The organism is Bradyrhizobium sp. P3_C3 (assembly GCF_056402655.1).
This window is the reverse complement of the sequence record NZ_JBFUGY010000019.1, coordinates 25,748-47,250: the sequence shown is the minus strand read 5'-3', so window position 1 is coordinate 47,250 and position 21,503 is coordinate 25,748. Positions and strand designations below refer to the sequence as shown.

Genomic DNA, 21,503 nt, shown 5'->3' with positions numbered 1-21,503 from the left:
TTCCGGGTCCGGATCATGCATTAGGTCTCCGGCATGAGAGCCACGCCGGGGACGTGATCGCGACTCGGCGCGGGCAACCGGCCGCGCCAGCGGAGCACGGCCTCCGTGCGATTGTGCGCGGCACATTTCCTCATGATATGCTGAATGTGCATTTTGACCGTGCTTTCCGACAGGCCCAATTTGGCGGCGATCAGCTTGTTGGGCAGGCCGAGCTCCAGTTCCGCCAGAACCTGTTGCTCACGAGGCGTGAGATCGGTCACGCTCCTGTCGATAGCCACTCTGGCTCCCTCGTTCATCAGATATGCGGGCGCGAGCCCGCGCGCATCCGGCGGCTCGAAATCCGGTATCCTGTTCATCCCGGCCACAGGCAACGGCCTGTAGGCGCCGCCGACGAGAACAAGGCGCAGGCCGGCTATGGCGATCTCGATCGGTAGCGAGGTGGAAATAAAGCCGCGCACGCCCCGCTGCATCGCGGCCTGCACGGTCGGCTCGTCCTCGTGGTTTGACAGGACCACAGTGGCGGCGTTGGGACAACACTCCGCAACGAAGGCGAGATCATCCTCAACCGAGGGATCGCCGATGGGCTTGTCCGCGATACTCAGCATCACCAGACGAACATCGCGGGCTGACGTGCAGTCCAGGCCTTGGACCGATGCCATGTCAAGGATCTCAAGTTCGTCCAGCTCCCGCCTGAGGACGTGCAGAATGCATGTACGAGGCAACAGGAGCGGCTCGATGATCACCAGAACCGGCAAGTGAAGCGATTCATTGAGCCGTTTTGAAGCGTTGGTTATGTCGTGCATGATGTCCTCGAGATGAAAAGAACCTCCGCGATATTCCCATTCCGTATTGCGTCTCCCCTGCTCCTGCATTCAACCTGAATGCAGCATCACGAGAGCGGCGCAGTGCCGCCGCTAGTGCCAAATCCACTGCGGGGTCACCTGGCGCCTGGGTGGAAATTCTTTCCGCTCAAATCATTTCGACGCGCACCACGCCGTGGCGCAGTCGACGCATTCCCTCAATTGCAGATGTTTCGATACGCGGTTGACGCCGCCGACCCTGATTTGCCGTCGACGACATATGCTTCATCCTCCTTCACGAGATACAGGAACGGCCTCTCGCCAGTCTCGCCGCCTGACGCGCTTCTTCCTTTCACGCGGCCGCAAATCGTATCCACGGGGCGTCCAAACATGTTCTTTCGCATTGCGCGCTTCACGTCGCTGAGTTCGACCGTTTCCGGCCCCCTCATCTGCGTCGCGATCGCAACCTTCGCCTTGTCCAGAGCAGGGTCCGGCATTTCCGCGGGCCGTTCGGATGCCGGGACGCTGATGCTCGTCCGCGGGGACGCCGCTTTGGCAAGGTCGGTCGATCCGCGTTTCTTCGGAGATTTCGGAGATGATGTCTTGCCGGGCCTTGCCGGCGTTGCGGAACTCGATCTGACAGCCGCAGGCTCTTGCGCCAACGCCGTCGGCATTGGCTGCGCGGGTTGGGCGACAGCGAAACAGGGTCGTGACGCGCATCCGAGGAAGTACCCTCGGGAAGGCGCAAACCAGCCAAAGCCGATCAGGACTCCCGCCAGCACTCCGACAAAAAGCAGTCCCATCCGATTCCCCTCCTCCGGGAGCTCGGCTCGCACTCGTAACTAGGACTAATTCCGCGCTGGTGATCTATCTGTTGCGCAAAAGCATTAAGCGCCCATTAAGCGCGCGCCGTTGTCCGGCCCATGCCTGGATGGGCGGATTAGATCGGGCTCCAGACCCGTGCCGAAATGACCGCGCCGATTGCCACAATGTAGTCGTTTTTCTGAATTCGGCGGAGATCGCCACGCGAGGAGGACGTTCCCCCGCTTCGGACACGCGATCTGCAGGACGACGGCGACTTCGGCGGTCGGCCGACGACTTATCCGCCAAATCGCTTGATCAGCTTTGAGCCCTTGGCTGCATCGATCTGCTGGCCAGTCAAGTCGGAGCCGGCGCTCAATCCTTTCGTCATGAGGTTCTTGACGCGTTGCGCCGCCTGCTTCTCATTGGAATAGTCGATCTCGACATGATCGAGGCTCATCAGATGGCCAAGCTCGTGAGCCCAGGCGCGTCCATTGGCGTGGTCATTGCCATACCACTGGACGAAGCTTGCCGGCTCGGGTTCGCTATTGGGGTATGAACTTCCGCCGGCGGATAGATTTTCAATCGAATTGACGATGTAGATGTGGATGGCATTGTCCGGATCGTGCCGAGAGGCAAGAACACCCAGCAATCGCTGATCATTGCTGCGCGCGCTCTTTGCCATGTCGAGCGGCTTCTCCATCAAGCAATCGCTGATCACGAACGCGATCTTGGCCTTTGACCAGATCGTATTGACCACGTCGAGCGCCTTCTTGGCCGTGTCGCTGCTCCATTGCCCGGGCTCAACGACCCCCCTGTCGGCAAATGGCGTGATGTAAATCCTCAACGGAATGGGCATCAGCTTCTCCGAAGTCCGAAATTCCAATCGTGAGCGGTTTGTTTGACCCTTGTTAGCCACAACGGCGACTATGACTGAACGTGAATCGGGTCAGACGAGCATGTGCCCCTGGTGCGTGGGTCGGCCAATCCAGCTGGAAAATGTGTCGCGAAGACCCGGAAGTCTCCGCAAGGAAAGACTGGGGCCGGGCTTACGTTCAGAATGGCCGATGCAGACTCGAACGGCATGCTTGAACACGGCGCTACACGATATCGGCTGAAATCTTCAAGGCAGGAAGAACATGAATGGCATTCCGCCGCCTTCCGGCTTGTTGCTTGCGCTGGCCTCGGGTCTTGCGGGTCTTGCAGGAGCAGCCTCCCTCTCCCTTCGTTCAAGTCTTGCGGACGGGGCCTGACGGACCTTGCGCTTCTCGCATTCATCGTCGCCATTCAGAAAGTAACCCGCAGCGCAGGCAATCTTGACACAACGATCGCCGTCGCGCTTTAGGCCGGATCCGCAAATCAAAGGACAAACCCGCGCCGCCTTGAGCTTGATCGCATCGAGCGCATCGGCGCTCGCGGTCTTGGTATCGAACTTGGTGCCGGCGCTTTGATTGAACAGCTCAAGCGAGCGCCGCGACGCCGCATCCCACTCCCCACTGGCCGATCCCGTGAGGCAGCCGACCCGGCGCAATTCGCTTTGCACCGATTTTGCCAGCTCAGCTGGCGAAGGTGGCGGCACGGGAGCCTGTGGATTGGGGAGCGCTGCCACTTTTGTGTCCGTGTTTGCCTTCGCCTCTTGCGGCTGCCCTGTTGCTGATGGTGCGGCGTTCTTCGCGGCAGGTGCCGTTTCAGCCGCGACACGCCTTTGTTCGGCTTGAGCAGCCTGATGCTGCGCGGTTTCCTTGGCGGCCTCGGCGGCGGCCCGAGCTTCCTGCGCTGCCTTCAGATCCGACGCCGCCTTGGCAAGTTGCATCTGTTGTGCGCCCTCGTTGACGAGCCGCGCCTGCTCCTGCTCGGCCTGACGCGCCTTTTCGGCCGCAGCAACACGCTTCTCCTCCGCATCGATTTTGGCGAGCTGAAGCTTTGCGAGACTTGCGTAGTAACCATCCGGATACTGGACGATGAAGAAGTTCAGTGCATCCTTGTTGCCAACCTGCAGCGCGAGCTCGTAGTCGCGCCGTATTTCGGATCGCAGCGTTGGCGATGGAGCAGCTTCCTTCGCGGCCTCCTTGGCTGGTTCTCCGGCTGGTTCCCTGGTTGGCCCCTTGGCTGTTTCCTTGGCGGGCACCAGCGGCACGTCGTCGCCGCCAAGAGTGCCGTAAACATAGGGCTCCTGCCGATTGCCCGTTGCTTTCATGACGTCATCGCGAACGAAACCGAACACCCTGCGCAAATCCAGACCCGGAGTCCCGATATATTTGACCAATGCGGCAGCGTAGGGACTGTTCTTGCTGTTGCCGTCCGACGCTGTCGAGCCAGCCTTGGCGGCGAAGGCAACCAGAGTATTCGCCGTCGCCGGCTCAATTCGGGCAAGGCCCCGGCTGATGGACCGCGAGCCGACCGTCCGTTTCATCTTTTCGGAGAAAGGATTGTTGCGGCAAGCGTCGAGGATCACAAGTCGCAGCTGCCTTGCAGGTTCAATGGCCAGCATGACGCGATCGAGCGAAAACGCCTCATCGTACACATCCGTATCGCGCTCAAGGGTGGCGTCGACCGGGATCAGGTAGTTCGTACCTTCGATCTCCATACCATGACCGGCGTAGTAGATGACGGCCACATCTGCGTCGCGAGCCTGATCGGCAAAATCGCGCAGCGTGCGCCGCATCTCGATCGCCTGAAGATCCTGGCGGGTTTGCACAACGTCAAAACCTGCGTTCTTTAGTGTCGCCTCGACAATCGCAGCGTCATTGACGGGATTCGAAAGTGGCGCCGCGTTTTTGTAGGCAGAATTGCCAATGACAAGTGCGACGCGATTCCCCGCCCATGCCGGCTGACAGAAGAAGAGCAGCAGCACAGGAAGAAGGAACAAGATTCGGCGCAAATTCACGAATCCGTGCAAACCCATGGCAGTACTACTGTTTAATTATGCGCTTTATCATTCGTGTCGCCACGACAGGTTCGGTTCAATGACAACTCGACGATCCGGAAGGTCCGCGGAATGTGGAACCGCATGGGACTGGCTGGTGTGGCCGCGCCCGGAGATGTGGCCAGCCAATTGACCTCTCCAGAGGCCTGGCGTCTAGTGAGGCAGATTTTGAGCGAGCGAGATCACTGCTGTGACTGACGCGAAGGTCGGCCAGGAGGGGACAGCCAGGAACCGGATCGCCGGCGGCGTCAATCCCTGGCTGGACTGGACCTCCAGGGTGGCCATCGTGATCGTCTATGGCGGGTCTGCTCTCATTGGCGCCGCCAGCATCCATCGCCTTCCGTTGGGCAGCGTGGACAACTTGCTCATGATCGCAGCCAGTATTGCCAACGTCCTGTTCCTCGGACTCGTTGCACTGACAACCATCACCCGGCTGGTCCCGACAATGAAGTCGAAGGGCGTTGAGATGCGGGTCTCGGCCCTGCTGGGCGCATTTCCGACCGTCGCACTCGCTTTTCTTCCGAAGGCAGAGCTCGGCCCGATCTGGTCGGCTCTGTCGACGACGTTGATCCTGGTGGGGATCTCGCTTTCTATCGTGGTACTCCGCTGGTTGAACAAATCCTTCAGCATTCTACCGGAGGCGAGGCGCCTTGTGACGGAAGGGCCTTATCGAGTCGTCCGGCATCCCCTCTACCTATGTGAGGGGATTGCGTTGGTCGGTGTCACACTTCAGGTCCTTTCACCACTTGCCGTGCTCATCGCCATCGTGGTTGCGATGATTCAGTGCCGACGAATGATCAACGAAGAGCGGATTCTAAGACTGGCCTTCCCTGAATATGACGTCTATGCCGCGGCAACGCCTTTTCTGATCCCTGCAGGTCTGATCCCCGCGAGACTCGGGCGGCGAGCTCATCAGGCCGGACCGGAGCTCTCGACCAAGGCGATCGATCCGCACGCCTGACACCGCTCTTCACGTCTCCTCGATGTGCGGCTCAGCGGAACTCGAGTTCGAACCAAGCCGGAGGCCTTGTGCCGCGCTGCCACGAGCAGCCCCCAGAAAAATAACCGTTTTATATCAATATCTTATTTTGTGATCGCGCCCTCAGCAGAGCACTGGCGGGCGCCTATCATCCACATGAATCGGCGGACAGCGCCCGGCGCAATATCTTCCATGCCTTTTGAACGCGTCCGCATTTCGCAACAACACATAGGAATGGATCGGGCTCGAGTTTGGTACTGTATGCAGATAGGCAGCCGCCGGTAGCGTACGAATTCCAAAAGTCATTTCTTATGCGGCCATCTTCGCGACGTCACCATTCTACGGGCATAGGTTGGGTGTTCGCCATGAGAGTGTACAGGCACCTTCGAGTTTTGCTTCTTCTCGCCGCTTCGCTGTTCCTGGCCTGTCAGCCAGCCTGGGCGACAAAGCGCGTGGCTTTGGTGGTCGGCAATGCCAACTATCAAAACGCCCCTCTGCTCCCAAACCCGGCCAACGACGCTGCGGCCATCACCGCAACCTTGAAGGGGGCAGGTTTCGATGTGGTTGACTCAAGACTTAACCTCGCCGCGACCGATATGCGGCGGGCCTTGAGAGAATTCGCCGATCAGGCCCGCAATGCCGACATAGCCCTGGTGTACTACGCTGGCCACGGTATCGAGATCGACGGGACAAACTATCTGATCCCGACCGACGCCAGACTCGAACGTGACACGGACATCTATGACGAAGCATTCTCGCTCGACCGCGTCCTGCTGGCGATTGAGCCTGCGAGGCAACTACGCGTGGTGATCGTCGACGCGTGCCGCAACAATCCGTTTGCCGACTCGATGAAACGTACAGTTGCCTCGCGATCGATCAGCCGCGGACTGGCCAGGGTCGAGCCCACCGTCTCCAACACGCTGATCGCGTTTGCCGCGAAAGCGGGACTGACCGCACTCGATGGCAACAGCCAGAATAGTCCGTACGCGACGGCTCTCGTGAAGTACATCGCAAAGCCGGGGCTCGACTTGCGAAGGGCTTTCGGCTTCGTCCGCGACGATGTCTTGCAAGCCACGGGCAACCGACAGGAGCCCTATGTCTACGGCTCGCTCGGCGGCGAAGACGTTGCGCTTGTTCCGGCTACCAAGGCCGAGGAGCCGGTACAGGCGGCCAACCCCCAGTCGGAAATTCGACGTGATTACGAATTGGCCTTGCAGCTCCGCAACAAGCCTGCTCTGAACGCGTTCCTGACCCAACATCCGGACGGATACTACTCAAATCTGGCCAAGCTGCAGCTCAATCAGCTCGACGCCGAGGACGCACGTGTCGCGGCCACGGCGAAAGCGCAGGAGGCCGAGCAGCAGCGAGCTCGCCTGATGTCCCAGGGCGCCCAGCGTGCCGACCAGGAGAAGGCGGCCGCGGAGCTGAAGGCTGCGGAAGAGGCCCGGATTGCGGCCGAGAAGACGAAGCAAGCGGCGCAGGAGCAAGCCGCCGAGGCGGAACGGAAACGTATTGCGTCCGAATCTACAATCGTCGCTGCACTCTCCGGGAATAAGCCGGCTGTTGAGAGTACCGTCGCGGATAACCCAGCGGCCGCTACGCCCGCTGAGGACAGCAAGACGCCCAAGCTTGCCGCGCTGAGCGACGAGCCGCGCCAGACCGATATCGCAAAGGCCGATCTCTCCAAGTCCGTAGATATCGCCAAGTCTGTACAAGGCGAATTGAGCCGCGTCGGCTGCTTCACCGGCGCCGTCAATGGCCAATGGAATGCGGCCTCACAGCGCTCGTTGGCTCTCTTCAACCAGCACGCGGGAACCAAATTCGACGCCAAGCTCGCAAGTCTCGACGCGCTTGACGCAATCAAGCTCAAGCCGTCCCGGGTCTGTCCCCTGATCTGTGATCATGGCTACAAGGCCGACGGTGACCAGTGCAGCAGGATCACCTGTGCCGAGGGTTCGTTCCTCAACGACGACAATGAATGCGAGAAGCGACGCGGGAAGAAACCGGTCGCAAAGCGCAACACGGACGAGCGTCCGTCACGTGCGGATCGTTCGGCCCGCGAGAGGCCGGCGCCGGCAGCCGACGTTCCGCGGCGACAAGCAACTGCGAGGTCCGGCGGCGGCGGTGGTCAGGTCGTTTGCGATCAATCTCTGTGCCGTCAGGTCCGTAGTGGCTGCCACCTCGAATACCGTGGCGGCGGCGGCCCCGGGGGCAACGTGGGTAATGTCGAGTCCTGCAACTAGCAACGCGCAAGGCTGCCACGGCGTCATGGAAGGCCAGGAGGCCGCGCGGATCTTGGTGTCGAGAAGGTGTGACGGGCGGCAGAGCTTAACACTGGGTCATCCAGGTCCGTGCCTGGATTGGCCGAAGCGGAGCGACCTGCGTGGTTGCGTGTGAGCTTGAGCAAAAGGACGCCAACGCCTTTCCCGGGGTGACGCTCTTCACGAAGCGGCAGGCCCCCGGCATGAAGCCGACGGCGGTTTATCTTCCGCCAAAGCACCCAACAGCTGCCACCAAGTTCGATGTCGTGATCTGGCTTCACGGCTTCTATGTCAAAAACCATGAATTCCTCTTCCACAGCGATCCAGCGCGGCTGCGCGAACAGGTCCGGGATTCCGGCAAGGACGTAGTGCTTATCGCGCCGTTCCTGGGCTACGAATATGCCGTTGGCGACACCTTTGCCGGAAACTACAGCGTGTCTGACCTGGCAACCGCGAACTGGGGCGAACGCTATCTCGAGGAGATCCTTGGAGCTCTTGCCAGGTTCCTGGGTCTCTCCTCGACGTCCATTCCTCAGCTCCAGATCGGCAAGCTCATCATCGCATGCCACTCCGGCGGTGGTAACGGCATGCGCAACCTCGTCGGGAGCCTTGGAAAGTATCAGGGCAAGCTGACGGCCTGTTGGGGATTTGACTGCCTCTACGGTGCCAATGCGCGGCCCGATGATGCGACCTTCTGGTACCAATGGTTGTCCGGACAGAGCGGCCGGGCGCTCGAGATCGTGTATGGTCCATCAACTCTGCCGCAATCGGTGAAGCTGGACCTGATCGGGCGTGGGCTGGCGACGACCGATGGCAATCAAACTCAGCCTCAGCGCCCTGCCCTCAAGAACCTCAGCGTAAGCTTGGGTCATTACGATCTATTCCCGGCATTTGGCCAGATGGTCAGGGTCAACGATCTTGACCCGGCTTTCGTGGATCGCTTCATGATACCGCAGGTCGCGGACCAGCCGCGGCATAAGCCAGCGCCGCAGCGCGGGGAATTCCTCCAGCACGCAATTTCCAACGTTCGCAGCGCTTTTCCCTTTCCAAAGGACATTCATTACATGATCGCCCGGGGTGGCTTCTTCAGCCGACTGAGCAAGCTATAACCCAAGCTTCACAGGGCTCACTTGATGGAATAGGATTTGACGTCGAACGACCAATTGTTCGTCACCAGCTTTCCGCTGCTGTTGTCCGGCACGCGCAGCTCGCTGGTCCAGGCCGATAGATAGCTCAATGCGTCGGCCTGACCTTCCAGCTTGCGGGGCATGTCCGGCAAATCGAGCAACTGCACGCGTCGCTCGCTCAGGATGGCGATCATCACTGCGGACCCTGTTGGCGGTGCGACGACGTATTCAAAACCACGCTGTCGCGCCGCCGGGGCAGGAACAACAAATTCGACACCCGGCTTGACGAGATTGATGTCGCGTTCGTTCGACTGCGCCAATAGCTCGGGGGTCGGAAAGATCTGGGACATCCGCCCTTCCGCGTCGACGTCGACCAAAATGAGATATCCAGTCTTCCTGGCTGTAACGCCGAACGAGACCTTGCCGCCGACGTTGACGGTCTGGCTCGGCAGGATCTGAAGGGACACACTCGCGGTATTGGTCTGCCCGCGCACCGCTTGTACCGGCCAAAGCCAACGTGCGTACGTCGTGCCGACATGCAACGACGCCGTCGGCAATGGTGCTGCGGGCGCAGCTCCGCTACCCGCCAGTAGCAGCAGGAATGCGAGCCATGGTCGCGCCTGGCGGATCGGCCGAGATGACGGCATGGCCTGCTCCCCTAAGAGTCAGGGGGCACTGAAGAAGCCGATCGAGGCGATTCGCGCGTCTGCGGGCAAGTAACGCTCGAGACTCTTGATCACTTGCCCCGAGGCGCGACGCCGGTTGAACTGCATTAGGGCTGTCTCAAGATCTACCATGCGTTGCTGCGAGGTCACCGCAACGATCTGTTCCGCACCGAACGGCTCGCCGACCCTGAGCGGTAAGCGCAAACTCGCCGATCGGGCCAGCGCCGCATCAGAACCCACCGGATACAACAATTGGATGGTGCCATCGCCAGACACATTGAACAGCAGCACCGCCCTTGACGCCACATCAGACAGGTCAACTTCGACAGTCTGGCCAGCACGCTGTTGGCGATCGTCTGGCCAGATGCGCATGATCTGCGGCGACCGGGTCGCAATGCGTTTCAGTTCACGAATTGCCGCTGTCCGATCGACTACCGTCGGCAAGTTCGCAACGTCGATCCCGTAGGCGACCACGTCGCCCCACGCGATCACGTCGTGCGACACGGGATCCCAGATCAGGTCGGGATTGTCCGTCGGTTGAACCGCCTGCACGGGAACATCCTTTGGCTTCACGCTTGCAAAATAGCTTGTCTTGCCGTCGAGCGCCGCCAGCCGGATTGGTGCAGCGAGGCGGAGAGGCCCCGGCGCGTCGCCGGTCGGAAGTTCCTTGGTCGCCGCCGCGGCAAGGGTCGGAGTGGTTGGTGCCTTGGCCGTGACAGCCGGTGGCGCGGGCGCCTGTCCCTCGACGGCCCCCCCGGATCCGGCCGGACCAGAGGCAGCTCTCGCGGCCGGCCCCTGAATCAGCACGACACCGCGCGTCAATTCGAAGGCGACGTCGGTATCCGGCGTCTGAGGCGGCGATGATATGGTCACGATGTTCTGGCGCTGGTCCGAGAGCTGATAGACCACCTGTCGAACATTGCTGAAGAGCTCCTTGAGCGTCACCTTCCCATCGTGATTGATGTCTGCGCTCCCCTCCACCGCCCGCGCGACCGCATAGCTGAGAGCCCCGCGCAAGCCATCGATGCCAGGGATGCGGACTTCCGGCGCCTTGGTGTAGCGGTCCACCGCAGCCAGGAACGCCGTGTGGTCAAGATCGAGTTCTGACTTCGGATCGTTGCTGTCCGACACCGGCTTCAGTTCGTCGACCAGCAACGTGTAACGCGGGACCTGCCGGAAGCTCATCTCAGCGGCACGCGGATCGATATCGCGCACCATACCGCCACCGTGGCAGGTATCAGCCACGAAGATCACCCTCGCCCCGCGCAGCTCGAACTGCCGGATGAAATGGTTGAACTCACTGCCCAGAACACGTTCAACCGACCCGGTTGGCGTGGTTTCAAAGCTTGGCAGCAAGAACACGTTTTCCATTCCGTCCGGCTCCGAGCCCTTGACGCGCTCCGGCTCCTGGGTGCCATGACCGGCGATCGACAGAAAGATGAGGTCGTTGTTCTTGGTCCGCTCCACCAGTGCACTGATCTCGCGCAGGACGCTTGCCCTGTCGGCCTGGGCGTTCGTCAGTACGACGACGTCGCCAACCCCCATGTTTTTCAAGCTGGTCACGATGTCAGTGGCGTCAGCGACCGCGCCCTTCAATTTCCGCACGTGCTGATAGTCATCGATCCCGATCACGAGCGCGCGCACCGCCGCCCCGTCCGGATTGCTGATCGACAGTCCTCCTGCCGCATATGCGTGAGGGGTTATCAGCCCGATCAACGCAGCGAGCCCGATGGTGGCGCATAGCTGCCTGATCCCGCAATAAAATCCTCTGGGCATCCGCATCGTGATCCACCTCGACATCATGCCTACCCATTTTGTAGCTCTGGCGACACACCGGGTTCAGCGCCTTTTGCTTGCCGTTTTGCGGCCCGCCGGCGATTGTTCGGTCTCCTGATAGGCGCTCGCTGAAACTGCCGTCTGATCGTCCGCGAAGGCTCGAAAGCGGACCGGAACGTAGCCGCGCGAAAGCAGGCTCGCCAACGGGTAGACGTTGCGGCAGACGCGGCCGTTGCAGCCGCCGGTCGAGGATTCCATCACCTCGGCCTTGCGATCGGGCGTGAACCGCAGGAACAACATCACGTGCGAGCCCGGCTTGTTCAGCGCATCGCCCGGCCTCAGGTCCCAGGGATTTGCCACGGGGGCTGCGATCGCGGGGATAGCGGCAGTCGTGTAGTGGACGGACAGCCCCCACGCGGCGCTGACGAAGGCCGAACAGTCGACGCCAGCCACATCCGGCCGTGGCGCATTGCGAGTGCACACATTGCCAGCCAGCGTTCCGCTCTCGATCCGCTGCCGGAAGTTCGCGAGCGAACCGTGGCAGCCCCAGCAATAGGGTACGCCGCGGACCTCCTGATTCACCTTTCCCTGCAGATACCACGGCCGACGAACACGGCTGAAGCCGCTGCATTGGCTGTCGGGATCGTTGCCGTAATTCGCCTGCGTCAGCTTCCACTGGATGCCCTCGAACGCAAACGCTGTCTCGATCGCCTGCTGGCGATTGGACGGTCTCACGGCGGCCGACGCGTCAAATTTGACGCCGGATTGCGGTGCCGGCGCGGCTGCCGTTCGCGACGRCCGCACGTCGATAATCGAAGCGTTGGTCAGAGGCCTGAAGCCCACGCCGACCACTTCAATACCGTCCGGTTTGGTCCGCAGGAAATAGACATCGCCATCGCCCGAAACCGTTACGAATCGCCGGGTCAGCGGCGTGTTTTCCAAAGGAAGCTCATAGATTCCTTCGAGACGGCCGTTCGCGGCATAGCGTGCGACGAACGTAGAGGCATTCTTTCCCGATGGCGGGACGTCCTCCGCCAACACATAGAAGCGGTCACTGTTGTCAATCTCGAGAAACTCTACCGTGCCGAGCTGGTTGCGCACCCGCAGGCCGAGCTGGCCGATCGTCTCGTTGGTGACCATGGTCTGGATTTCGACCCGTACGCTGGCATTGCCCTTGTCCGGAATGATGTCGGCGATCACCGAGCCCTTGCTTCGAGTAGCAACATATTGCCGGTCGGGCTGCCGCGTCGTCTTGATGATGGCCGCGCGGGTGTTCTGGTCGAGCAGGTCGGTCGCGCTGCCTGGCGCCTGTGATCCCATCTGGGCAAAAGCGGAGACGGCGACCTGGTCGTCCGTGCCGCGGCTCGAGACCTCTTCAAGCTGGATCACATCACCACCGAGGCCGCGCGTGGATTGCCCCGGCGCCGCCTTCAGCGTCCGTACGCCGCCGTCCCAAACCATGATGTCGTCGTTGTGGACGACGAGATCCGTCGGCTGGACGTCTTTCGGCATATTGAGGACGTCAGGATCCGAGCTCGGCTGTTTCGGATCAAATTGGAGGATGCGACCGTTGATCTGATCGAGCACAAACAGGTTGCCCTGCCCATCGGCGCTGAGTGCTTGCGGTCCCGCGAGTTCCACGTCCTCGCTGGCCGGGACGATGCCGACCATGGAAGCAGCCGAACCGCCGGCAAAGCTGCGTACAACGGTATCGTCGGCGTACGCCTTGGTTCCAAGAATGCCAGCGCCAACAATGAAGACCCAGATCCAATGATTTGGACGAAGCATGTTCGCCTCAATGTACCCCGAACCGATCGCCGCGTCGGATCGACTAATCCGAGATGCCGTTGATGCGGCGCGTCAATTAGTGGTGAGCAATCTCAATCACGTTCAATCTATCACTGGACGGTGATAGTCCGAATGTCTTCAGCTTGCGGTGCAAAACATGGCCCGGAATAGATTTGAGCAGGTGAGCGAAGTCCAGCCCGACGCGATCACGCTTGTCCTGAAACGCGACAATGACGGCATCTCCGGATCGATCGTGCTGCCGGCCGCCGCGAGCGGGGGACGGCTGACCACCGACCAGGTCAGCGCGCAGTTGCCGGCTCAGGATGCTTTTCGCGGCGCGATCCGGCTGGCAAACGACGTAAAGCTCGCGCTCGTAGTGTGCGATCCAGACGGGGTCTGGAAGTCCGAGTGGGGCGATCTTTATCAGCCGATCGATTGACCCGCATCGGATGGAACCAGCATATGCTGCGACGCCGCATCGAGACTAGCTTGTCGAACGGACCCTCCCCCCGACCATCGTTCCGGATACGGGCCTTGATGGTCGCGCTGCTGGTTGCGACGGGCTGGCCGGCACGCGCCAACGACTCGGCTGCGGAATTGTCGATCGGCGGGCTCCAGTTCGTGCGCACCAATGACGTGGCCATGGAGAGCGAGAACCTTCGTATCGCGCTCGACAGGATTAGCGTTCGCTACCAATTCGCCAACGTCACCGCCAGGCCGGTCACGCTTACCGTTGCCTTTCCGCTGCCCGACATCGACCTGTCGGAGGCTGAGAACATCGCACTGCCGTCAAATGATCCGATCAACTTCGTCGACTTCGAGACCAAGGTCGATGGCAGCCCGGCGCCGCTGACCGTCGATCAGCGCGCCATGGTCGGCAACAGGGATGTCGGTGCCCTGCTCCGCGAACTCAAGTTGCCGCTGCTGCCGATTGGTAGCCGCGAGATCCGGGTGAACGACCTGCCCGAGGCGACCCGGGCCCGGCTCGTGGACGACGGACTTCTGATACCTGCGGGAAAGAGCGACAACGGCCGGCAGCAATATGCGCCGGGTTGGGTTATCAAGACCTCGGCCGTGCGCCAGCAGGTGTTTCCGCCCATGCGCACCGTCTTGGTCGAACACCAGTACCGGCCGAGCGTCGGCTCCAGTCCCGACACCATCCTGCGCTCGAGCCTCCGCCGCAGCGGCGCACTCGCTCAGGAAGTCGCCCGTTACCGGAAAGAGTACTGCGTCCAGGATACGTTCCTCGCCGAACTCGACAAGCGCGCGGGCAGTAACCAAACCAACAGCGCGAAGCTGCAGGAGCGGCGCATTTCGTATGTGCTCAAGACCGGCGCGAATTGGGCCGGGCCGATCCGCTCGTTCAAACTGACTATCGACCCAGGCGGCAGCGACCGCTTGGTGAGCTTCTGTCCCGGGCGGCTAAAGGCATCGTCTGCTACTGGAAACATGCTTGAATATACAGCAAGCGACTTCAAGCCGGATGCCGACCTGAAAATCCTGGTGATCGGAACATTCTGAGCGTGCCGGTCAATTGGTGAGCAGCACGTAGCGCGCGGCCGCGATGACGGTCACCTTGTTGCGCTGAGCCTCGCTTAGCGCCTGCAGAAAGAACGTGTCGGCAGCCATCGGTCGCGGCTGGCGCAATGAGTCCAGAACCTGCGGAACCGCCACGACCAACAGCAATTGCGGACCGCTCGCGCGCGCTGTCGGGAGCGTAAACGAAAGTGAGTCGATGCCCGGCTTCAGAAGGTAGGAGAGGCTCTGGACTTCGCCGCGATCTGACACCATGAGCAGCTCGACCACGCGGTTGGCAAAGTTCTCAATGGTCCCATTGAGGGTTTCGCCGCCCTTCAGCTCTGTCGCTGACAGGGTGATGCGTGGCATTCGCGCCTGATCGCTCCCGACCTGACTCAAGAACTTGACGGCAGGGCATTGCGCCTGGGTCACTTGCCTGACGCCGACCGAAGCTTCGAAACCCTGCTCACGCCGAAACGCTTTGTCGAAGGTGTCGAATGGGGCGGTCGAGGCACCGAACCCTTCGATGACAGCCGCATTTGGGCTCACAGCAATCGGCAAGACAAAGAAGCAGTCACCGCCAGAATATTGGGCCACGTATTTGCGGATGCGCTCAGCTCGCCCCGGCCCATCGAGCGCCGGAGACGGCGTTGCCGTCGGCTGCGCGGACAACTTCTCTGTCTCTTGGCGTCCGGGCTGTGGTCCAGCGGGCTCGACCTTCGGCGGCACCATTGTTCCAGCGAGTTTCGGAGGTGGCGGCAAAACCGCTGTGCCGGGCGCTGACCAGACCAGCTTGTAGAAGGCATATCCGCCACCGCCGACCAGCAGCAACAATGCCGCCACGCCCGCCCCCAGCCAGAGGCCGCGCGCGCTCCGCGCGGTCGACGGCATCCTGTCCTGCGACGCCGGCGCCGCGCTTTCCGGCCGCCGTAGCGGATCGAAGCCATATAACGGCGCGGCCGGTGTCTGGGCCGAACCGGTTGGCGTCCAGTTGGCGACCTCCCCCATGGTCGGGCGCAATGCCGGATCAGGCTGCAGCATCCGCTCCAGCAAAGGCCGGATTCGCATATCCACCGCACCGAGATCGGGCATACGCCGTCGCTTCTCCACCAGTTGAAACTGGCTGCCGCCCATGTCGAGTTTCTGCCCGGTCAGCGCATGGAACAGCACAAGACCGAAGCTGTAGACATCGGATTTCGCAGTCACGTCATTGCCGTACAACCCAACCTGTTCCGGCGATGCGTAATTGTCCTTGCCGGCGAAGCCCGAGCCGATGATGGTCTTGTCACCCATCTGGGTCGACCGCGCGATGCCGAAGTCGATGATCTTGGCCCGCCTGACGTCGTCGAGCGGAACGATGATGTTGTCCGGAGAAACGTCACGATGGATGATGCCGTGCTCATGGGCGGCCTCCAGTCCCGATGCGACGCGCTGCATCAGCCTGATCAGCGCCTCGAAGGCCAACGGCCCATCATCGAGCATGTTAGAGAGCGAGCGGCCATTCACGAATTCCATCGCGAGATAAGGTCGCTGCAGCACCGGCTCCACGGTAAACAGGAAGTAGCGAACGATCGCGTCATGCGGAAGATTGTGGAGTGCCGCGGCCTCTCGACGGAACAGCGCGAGCGCCGCCTCGTTGTCAACCATGTCGGGCAGCAGCATTTTCACCGCAACAGGCGATCCAGTCTGGATCTCACGGCATTTGTACACCTCACCCATGCCGCCCGCGCCGATCACCGCTTCGATCTCGTAAATGCCGTTGAGACGCGTGCCGGGCGGCACGCCGTGATAGGACGATCGGAACGGATCGTTCGGGGTCATGGTTGCGGCTCCCGATTGAGCGGAGATCTTGTCGCCTCCTGAGATCGTGGCGTCAGCAGTCGCACGATCACAATCGTCACGTTGTCGAGCCCGCCACGATCAAGAGCCAGCGCGAGCATGTCATCGCAAGCCGCCTGGGCGCGTCGCGTAGCCGCGTGCTGCAGGATCTCGTCGTCCTGCACGTGCCTGGTCAGGCCATCGCTGCAGATCACGAAGATATCCTCCGGCTCGGCCGGGCCTGTCACCACCTCAAATTCCGGATCATCGGCGACACCGACGGCACGAGTAATGGCATTGCTCGGCCAATCATTCACGTCTTCGCGCGAAAGCGCACCTTCGGCGATCAGTTCCTCCAGTTCGCTGTGATCATGCGACACTTGGCTAATTGCGCCACGACTGATCAGGTAGACCCGGCTGTCACCCGCCCATATGCAGGCATAGTAGCTATCGCGAACGAGCAGAACCGCCGCTGTGGTCCCGACGGTGGCCCCCTGTCGTTCATGACTTAGCGCCAGTATCTGCTGGTTTGCGCTGAACAGCCGTTCCTCGCATTCCGCCAGCAGGTCTGCGGCTGATTCTGGCGTGCCGATCGCGTCAAGCGACTGCACGACAATGCGACTGGCGAGATCGCCGGCCTCGTGACCACCCATACCGTCGGCGACCGCCCAAAGGCCGACGTCGGTTCGTACCAAACATGAATCCTCGTTCCGCTCCCGCACCCGTCCGGCATGGGTGACGCTACCAACATCGAACAAGGATGGAATATGCACCATCGCGTGTCATCCATTCCCGGATGCCGCGTGGCCGAGATCACCGGTCAGCAGCGTGATGTAGTGAAACGGATCTGGTAATCCGCGGCAACTCAGCGCCATTGGCGGAAAGCCTTCCCCTCCGGCGGTCCACCAGAAGCTGGCCGCGGCGTAGACCTGTGGGTTGGCGGCGCAAAGTGCTGCAAACGACCCCGCGAAGGCGTCGACCGCCGAAGCCCTTCCCATTGTCGCACTACCAAGCGACGTGATCGCCGGACCGCCGGCGATGGTCTCCTGCAGTCGTGGCACCGCAAGCTGATCCAATGCATCGGAGATCTGCTCGAAGGTTGCCGCCCGATCCAGGGTCGAAAGCATGAACGCCTCCACTTGCCCGAACCATTCGTCCTGCGGATCAATGCTCGGCGGCGGCAGCGAGACGGCCTCGCCGGTCACCGCATGCAGGGTCAAGGGATAGTATCGCCCCACCCCGTCGAGCGAGGGCATGATCGCACCCGCCACTGTCGTGCCGCAGATCGCGGCGCCGAGCCAAAACCGCCAGACCGGAGCGGTCAGAAAGGCCTGCTGCCATCCTGGGCCAAGCTGGTGGCGACTTGCTGACAGCGCGGCCTGTACCCACGGCTCCCAGGCTTCCAGGAAGCTGCGCGGGGTCGCGATCGCGATGAAATCGCGCTTGGCGCCGATCTTGCCGAATAGCCCGCAACGCATGGTCATATCCCGGTCGGGCAACGAAACTCGCGCAGCACTGACAGATTCAGCGGGTTGCGCAACGACCCAGTCGAAATTTGATAGTTGAGCTCGCGCCCCGCGACGATGAAAGTCGCGCTGGCCGTTTCCGCTTTCACAACCAATGAGCCCGCCTCTAGCATCCGAAATAACGACCAGGGACCAATGCGCTCGAGCACGGATGGCGCGCCGGTGTCGTTACTAACTGAAATTGCCGTTCGCGGCGCTGGGCCCGGCCATAGGACGGTCGTTGGCGAGTTGCTCTGAGGCGGTGGTGGTGGCGGTGGCGTCGGTTGCGGACCGCCGAACAAGGACGACGTGGCCGGTCCGGGAATGGTTGGGCTCGCAATCGTGGTGCCGCCGATCTCGGTCTTAACGGTCACGCCTGGCCCCGGTGCCCCAGGAGGCCGGATCGCGAAAGAAACGGCGGGCACACCGCCGCCCGTCTGGAAGAACGCATCCCGGATATAAGCCGCATTCTGGAATTGTTTGAGCGTGTCGGGCGAGAACGACCGACCAACGGGGCTCTCCTTGCGCCAAGCCCAGTCCGACCGCGACGTGTCGGCATAAGGTGCCAGGTACTGGGTGAAGAACTTGTCCATAACGCCGTTCGGACTGAACAATTTGGCAAAATCCGCCAGCGGGACTTCCTGGCCGCTGCTGCGGACAAACGGGTAGCGGTTGGTCACGGTCTGTTGGCAGACCGGCGTGACCTGATCGCGCAACGTTTGCAGGATTTGCCCAGCGGTTGAAGCCGCGATGCTGCCTTCGAACTCCGCGGCTGCAGCGCGCAGCATGTCGGAGAATGGCGGCGGCATGCGCGAGGCATTGTTGCGGAGCGCTGCGACCTGGGTCTGAAGCGCAGCCGTGGCCTGTGCTGTCAGTTGGGGATTCTCGATGATCAACGTCAGGTTCTGCGCGATGTCGTTCAGGTTCGCGACGGTCGAGTCGATCGGCCGGCGGGTGCTCTCGCCTTCGAGCGCCGCGTGGTAAGGTTTGAACTGTGCCTCGATCGTCGCGCCAGGCGGTCCATCCTGGGCATTCGTGAAGAGTGCCGGCGCCGGTGCGGCAGCTGGCGCCGAAGCGTTCGCCGGCTTCGCCCGTTCCTTGGTCAGCACCGTCTCATCGCGCACCGATTCCAGAATTTGCCGCATCGGCGAGGTCGGCGCCGAAAGCGCCCGCAGCACCTCGTATTTCGGCTTGTCGGCGAGCAGCTTCTTCAGGCGCAGGCTCCCGAGCGCCGTTCGCCAGGTCGTCACGAAATCGTTGGAATAGATGTTGAGCAGATCGCCGGCCAGATTGTCGTACTGCTGGTCGATGGCCGACTGCTGGCCTGCATCACCCAAAACCCATCGCTCCCGCTTCATCCGCTCAGACAATCCGGACAGCCGGGCGACGAACTTCTGATGGAAGCCGTTATACGTGAAGAACTCAGGTACCCGCACCGCGTCCAAAGGCTGCCCCGTCGTGGTTTCGAACACGACACCCATGTCGGGTCCGCCATGGCGGCTAGCGATCCAGTCGCCAGCGGTCGATGCGCGAGCCTCCGATTTCAGAAACTCGTAGGCACGTTGCGACACGCTCAGGCGCGCCAAGGAGCTCTGGGCCTGCTTGATCAACCGGCCGTCGAGTTCGACCAGCGGCTGCTGCTCGGTCTCGAGGTCGAACATTGCCACGAGGTTCTCGTCGAGCAGACGCCGCCCTTCCGCGTTGGTGGCGCCAGGATAGAGGTTGTCCGCCCAGTCACGTTGCATCCAGGAGCGGATCAGCTCGCGGTCCGGCGACTGCAGGCCGCCGACCATCAGATAGACCTTGAGCGCCTCGTAGACGAAGGCAGGTTCGTTGATGCGCGCATTGAGCTGCTCCTCGAGGCGATACAGCAGGCGCGGCCGGAACATGCGCTCAAGCGCCGTATGATAGGCCGCCTTCGAGGGCGACAGCAGCCGGGCGCGCTGACTGAGCCCGTAGCGAGCCGACAGAGGCACCGACTCGCCGCGCGATCCGTAGCCTGCCGGGGCGTTGCGCAGCCGGTAGAGCAGCGGCAGCACCTTGTCGAGATCATGATCGGCAATCAGCGTCTGCTTGATAAGTGGTGCGCCGGCGGCCGCATACTCGCTATCCGCCTGCAGGCTTTGCTCGATCAAATCGGAGTTCCGCTTGTAGCTCATCAGCCAGGCTGCGATCAGTCCGATCGAGACCAGGCCGATCAATGACAGGGCCGCGGTTTTCAGGATCAGCGCGCGGCGCACCGCGGCACGGTCGGTCGAGACCCAGTCGGCCTCGCCGATGATGACCTTGGAAATCAGATCGGCGAGGAAGAAGCTCTTGCCCGTGCCCGAATAGGATCCGGAACCGACCTCCTCAGCGCCGAACGTACGTGCCAGCGACCCGATCAATTGGTCGATCGGCGTGCCCTGCTGCGTACCCGAGGTGAAGTAGAAACCGCGCAGGTTCGCGTTCACGTGATAGCGCGTCGGCTCGAAGATCTGGTTGAGGAAGTCGTGGATCTGGGGCTTGAGCCGCGCCATCTGTGCCGGAAAGCCGAACAATTGCACGCGGTGCTGGGGCGTCGGCTCGTCCTGCAGACGGTCGAGCGTCTCCTCGCTCAGGCGCTCCAGCAGACGGTCGAACTCGACCGGGATCTGCCCCACCAGATTCTGGGTCTTGTCTGCGGTCTGGAACGTGGCACCCCAGACCTGGCGGCGGCCGGCCTCGCCGAGATAGGCGAAATACTCGGTGAAGCCGGCAACGAGATCGGCTTTGGTAAATAGCGCGTAGACCGGGAAGCTGACCTTGAGCCTCTGATGCAACTCGAGCAGGCGCATCCTAATGGCATCGGCGTGAAGTGCGAGTTCCTGCTTCGGCAGCGTCAGGATGTCTTCGATACTGATGGCGACAAGGACGCCGTTGATCGGCTGGCGCGACCGGCTTTTCTTCAGGATGTCCAGGAACGCCAGCCAGCTATCCTTGTCGGCCTTGCTGTTGGAGTCCTGGGTCGTGTAGCGGCCGGCGGTATCGATCAGCACCGCCTCCTCGGTGAACCACCAATCGCAGTAGCGCGTACCGCCGACCCCCGCGATCGCTGCGGGCGTCGCCCCGCGCGCGAGCGGAAATTTGAGCCCGGAATTGACCAGCGCCGTGGTCTTGCCGGCTCCGGGCGGACCGATGATGACGTACCACGGCAGATCGTAGAGATAGCCCGACTTGTTGCCGCTGGCGGTCTTCAGCGTCGCGAGCGCATCCTTCATGCGCTCCTTGAGCACCGGTTCATCGCTGACGGGCTGGTCCGCACCAGCGATGCCATCGGCAATCTCCTTGGCACTCTTGCGCCGCTTGAACAGATTGAGGCCAACAATGCCTGCCACGACCGTGGTGAGCAGCAGAATAGCGATCTGCCGGACGATATGGTTCTCCAGCGGCCGCCAGTCGCCGAACGCGATGAAGGGACCGGCGAGATAGATCACCGCTCCGAGCGAGCTGAGCCCTACTCCGTAGAGAACGATGCGAAGAATGTCCTTGGCAAGCATCTAACCGTACCTGTCGCAAAC

The 21,503-nt window shown here is 61.7% G+C and carries 15 protein-coding genes; 5 read left to right on the top strand and 10 right to left on the bottom strand.

Going from position 1 to position 21,503, the window contains the following annotated elements; all coding sequences use genetic code 11:
- Nucleotides 1-20 precede the first annotated feature (20 nt).
- From AC1DW2_RS22100 to AC1DW2_RS22090, 3 genes are all read right to left on the bottom strand, one after another.
- On the bottom strand, nt 21-803 hold the full coding sequence (locus AC1DW2_RS22100) for a helix-turn-helix transcriptional regulator (protein WP_063986186.1): 783 nt from the start codon (nt 801-803) through the stop codon (nt 21-23).
- 1,096 nt (nt 804-1,899) lie between these two features.
- Complete coding sequence (locus AC1DW2_RS22095) at nt 1,900-2,520, bottom strand: zinc metalloprotease (protein ID WP_245328578.1); 621 nt, start codon at nt 2,518-2,520, stop codon at nt 1,900-1,902.
- 204 nt (nt 2,521-2,724) lie between these two features.
- Entirely contained in the window at nt 2,725-4,506 is a 1,782-nt protein-coding gene (locus tag AC1DW2_RS22090; RefSeq protein ID WP_085402427.1) for a caspase family protein, read from the bottom strand.
- Nucleotides 4,507-4,717: 211 nt separating this feature from the next.
- Between AC1DW2_RS22090 and AC1DW2_RS22085 the strand changes: the two genes are divergently transcribed.
- The 3 genes from AC1DW2_RS22085 to AC1DW2_RS22075 all read left to right on the top strand — a co-directional run bounded on the left by AC1DW2_RS22085 (nt 4,718) and on the right by AC1DW2_RS22075 (nt 8,876).
- The gene (locus AC1DW2_RS22085) at nt 4,718-5,488 is read left to right on the top strand and encodes a methyltransferase family protein (protein WP_085402426.1); all 771 of its coding nucleotides are present in this window, start codon (nt 4,718-4,720) and stop codon (nt 5,486-5,488) included.
- A gap of 383 nt (nt 5,489-5,871) precedes the next feature.
- Nucleotides 5,872-7,749, top strand: coding sequence for a caspase family protein (locus AC1DW2_RS22080; RefSeq protein WP_231142830.1), 1,878 nt, complete (start codon nt 5,872-5,874; stop codon nt 7,747-7,749).
- Between the two features lie 140 nt (nt 7,750-7,889).
- Complete coding sequence (locus AC1DW2_RS22075; RefSeq protein WP_063981828.1) at nt 7,890-8,876, top strand: alpha/beta hydrolase family protein; 987 nt, start codon at nt 7,890-7,892, stop codon at nt 8,874-8,876.
- Nucleotides 8,877-8,893: 17 nt separating this feature from the next.
- On the opposite strand, the gene AC1DW2_RS22070 is transcribed toward AC1DW2_RS22075, so the two are convergent.
- The 3 genes from AC1DW2_RS22070 to AC1DW2_RS22060 form a co-directional block, all read right to left on the bottom strand.
- Entirely contained in the window at nt 8,894-9,451 is a 558-nt protein-coding gene (locus AC1DW2_RS22070) for a DUF4384 domain-containing protein (protein ID WP_224580845.1), read from the bottom strand.
- A 108-nt stretch (nt 9,452-9,559) separates the two neighbouring features.
- Nucleotides 9,560-11,341: a caspase family protein gene (locus AC1DW2_RS22065; RefSeq protein WP_477007159.1), complete on the bottom strand. Its 1,782-nt coding sequence runs from the start codon at nt 11,339-11,341 to the stop codon at nt 9,560-9,562.
- Nucleotides 11,342-11,398: 57 nt separating this feature from the next.
- A complete protein-coding gene (locus AC1DW2_RS22060; RefSeq protein ID WP_477007158.1) occupies nt 11,399-13,123 on the bottom strand; it encodes a hypothetical protein in 1,725 nt (574 codons plus the stop codon).
- Nucleotides 13,124-13,280: 157 nt separating this feature from the next.
- Here AC1DW2_RS22060 and AC1DW2_RS22055 point away from each other — a divergent pair, with 157 nt between their 5' ends.
- Together AC1DW2_RS22055 and AC1DW2_RS22050 are read left to right on the top strand one after the other, a co-directional pair.
- Nucleotides 13,281-13,562, top strand: coding sequence for a hypothetical protein (locus AC1DW2_RS22055; protein WP_028156828.1), 282 nt, complete (start codon nt 13,281-13,283; stop codon nt 13,560-13,562).
- Between the two features lie 98 nt (nt 13,563-13,660).
- Nucleotides 13,661-14,644 (top strand): DUF4424 domain-containing protein, encoded by a 984-nt coding sequence (locus AC1DW2_RS22050; protein ID WP_063981824.1) that lies wholly within the window; start codon nt 13,661-13,663, stop codon nt 14,642-14,644.
- A gap of 9 nt (nt 14,645-14,653) precedes the next feature.
- Here the strand turns inward: AC1DW2_RS22050 and AC1DW2_RS22045 are convergent, their stop codons facing one another.
- From AC1DW2_RS22045 to tssM, 4 genes are read right to left on the bottom strand one after another with little or no spacing between them, the layout of a single operon-like run.
- Nucleotides 14,654-16,462 (bottom strand): serine/threonine-protein kinase, encoded by a 1,809-nt coding sequence (locus tag AC1DW2_RS22045; RefSeq protein WP_063981823.1) that lies wholly within the window; start codon nt 16,460-16,462, stop codon nt 14,654-14,656.
- The gene (locus AC1DW2_RS22040; protein WP_014493500.1) at nt 16,459-17,235 is read right to left on the bottom strand and encodes a PP2C family protein-serine/threonine phosphatase; all 777 of its coding nucleotides are present in this window, start codon (nt 17,233-17,235) and stop codon (nt 16,459-16,461) included. Before AC1DW2_RS22040 ends, AC1DW2_RS22045 begins: the two co-directional genes overlap by 4 nt.
- Nucleotides 17,236-17,241: 6 nt before the next feature.
- Nucleotides 17,242-17,943, bottom strand: a complete 702-nt coding sequence (gene tagF / locus AC1DW2_RS22035) for a type VI secretion system-associated protein TagF (RefSeq protein WP_063981822.1) — start codon at nt 17,941-17,943, stop codon at nt 17,242-17,244.
- On the bottom strand, nt 17,940-21,482 hold the full coding sequence (tssM, locus tag AC1DW2_RS22030; protein ID WP_085402423.1) for a type VI secretion system membrane subunit TssM: 3,543 nt from the start codon (nt 21,480-21,482) through the stop codon (nt 17,940-17,942). Before tssM ends, tagF begins: the two co-directional genes overlap by 4 nt.
- Nucleotides 21,483-21,503: the final 21 nt, after the last annotated feature.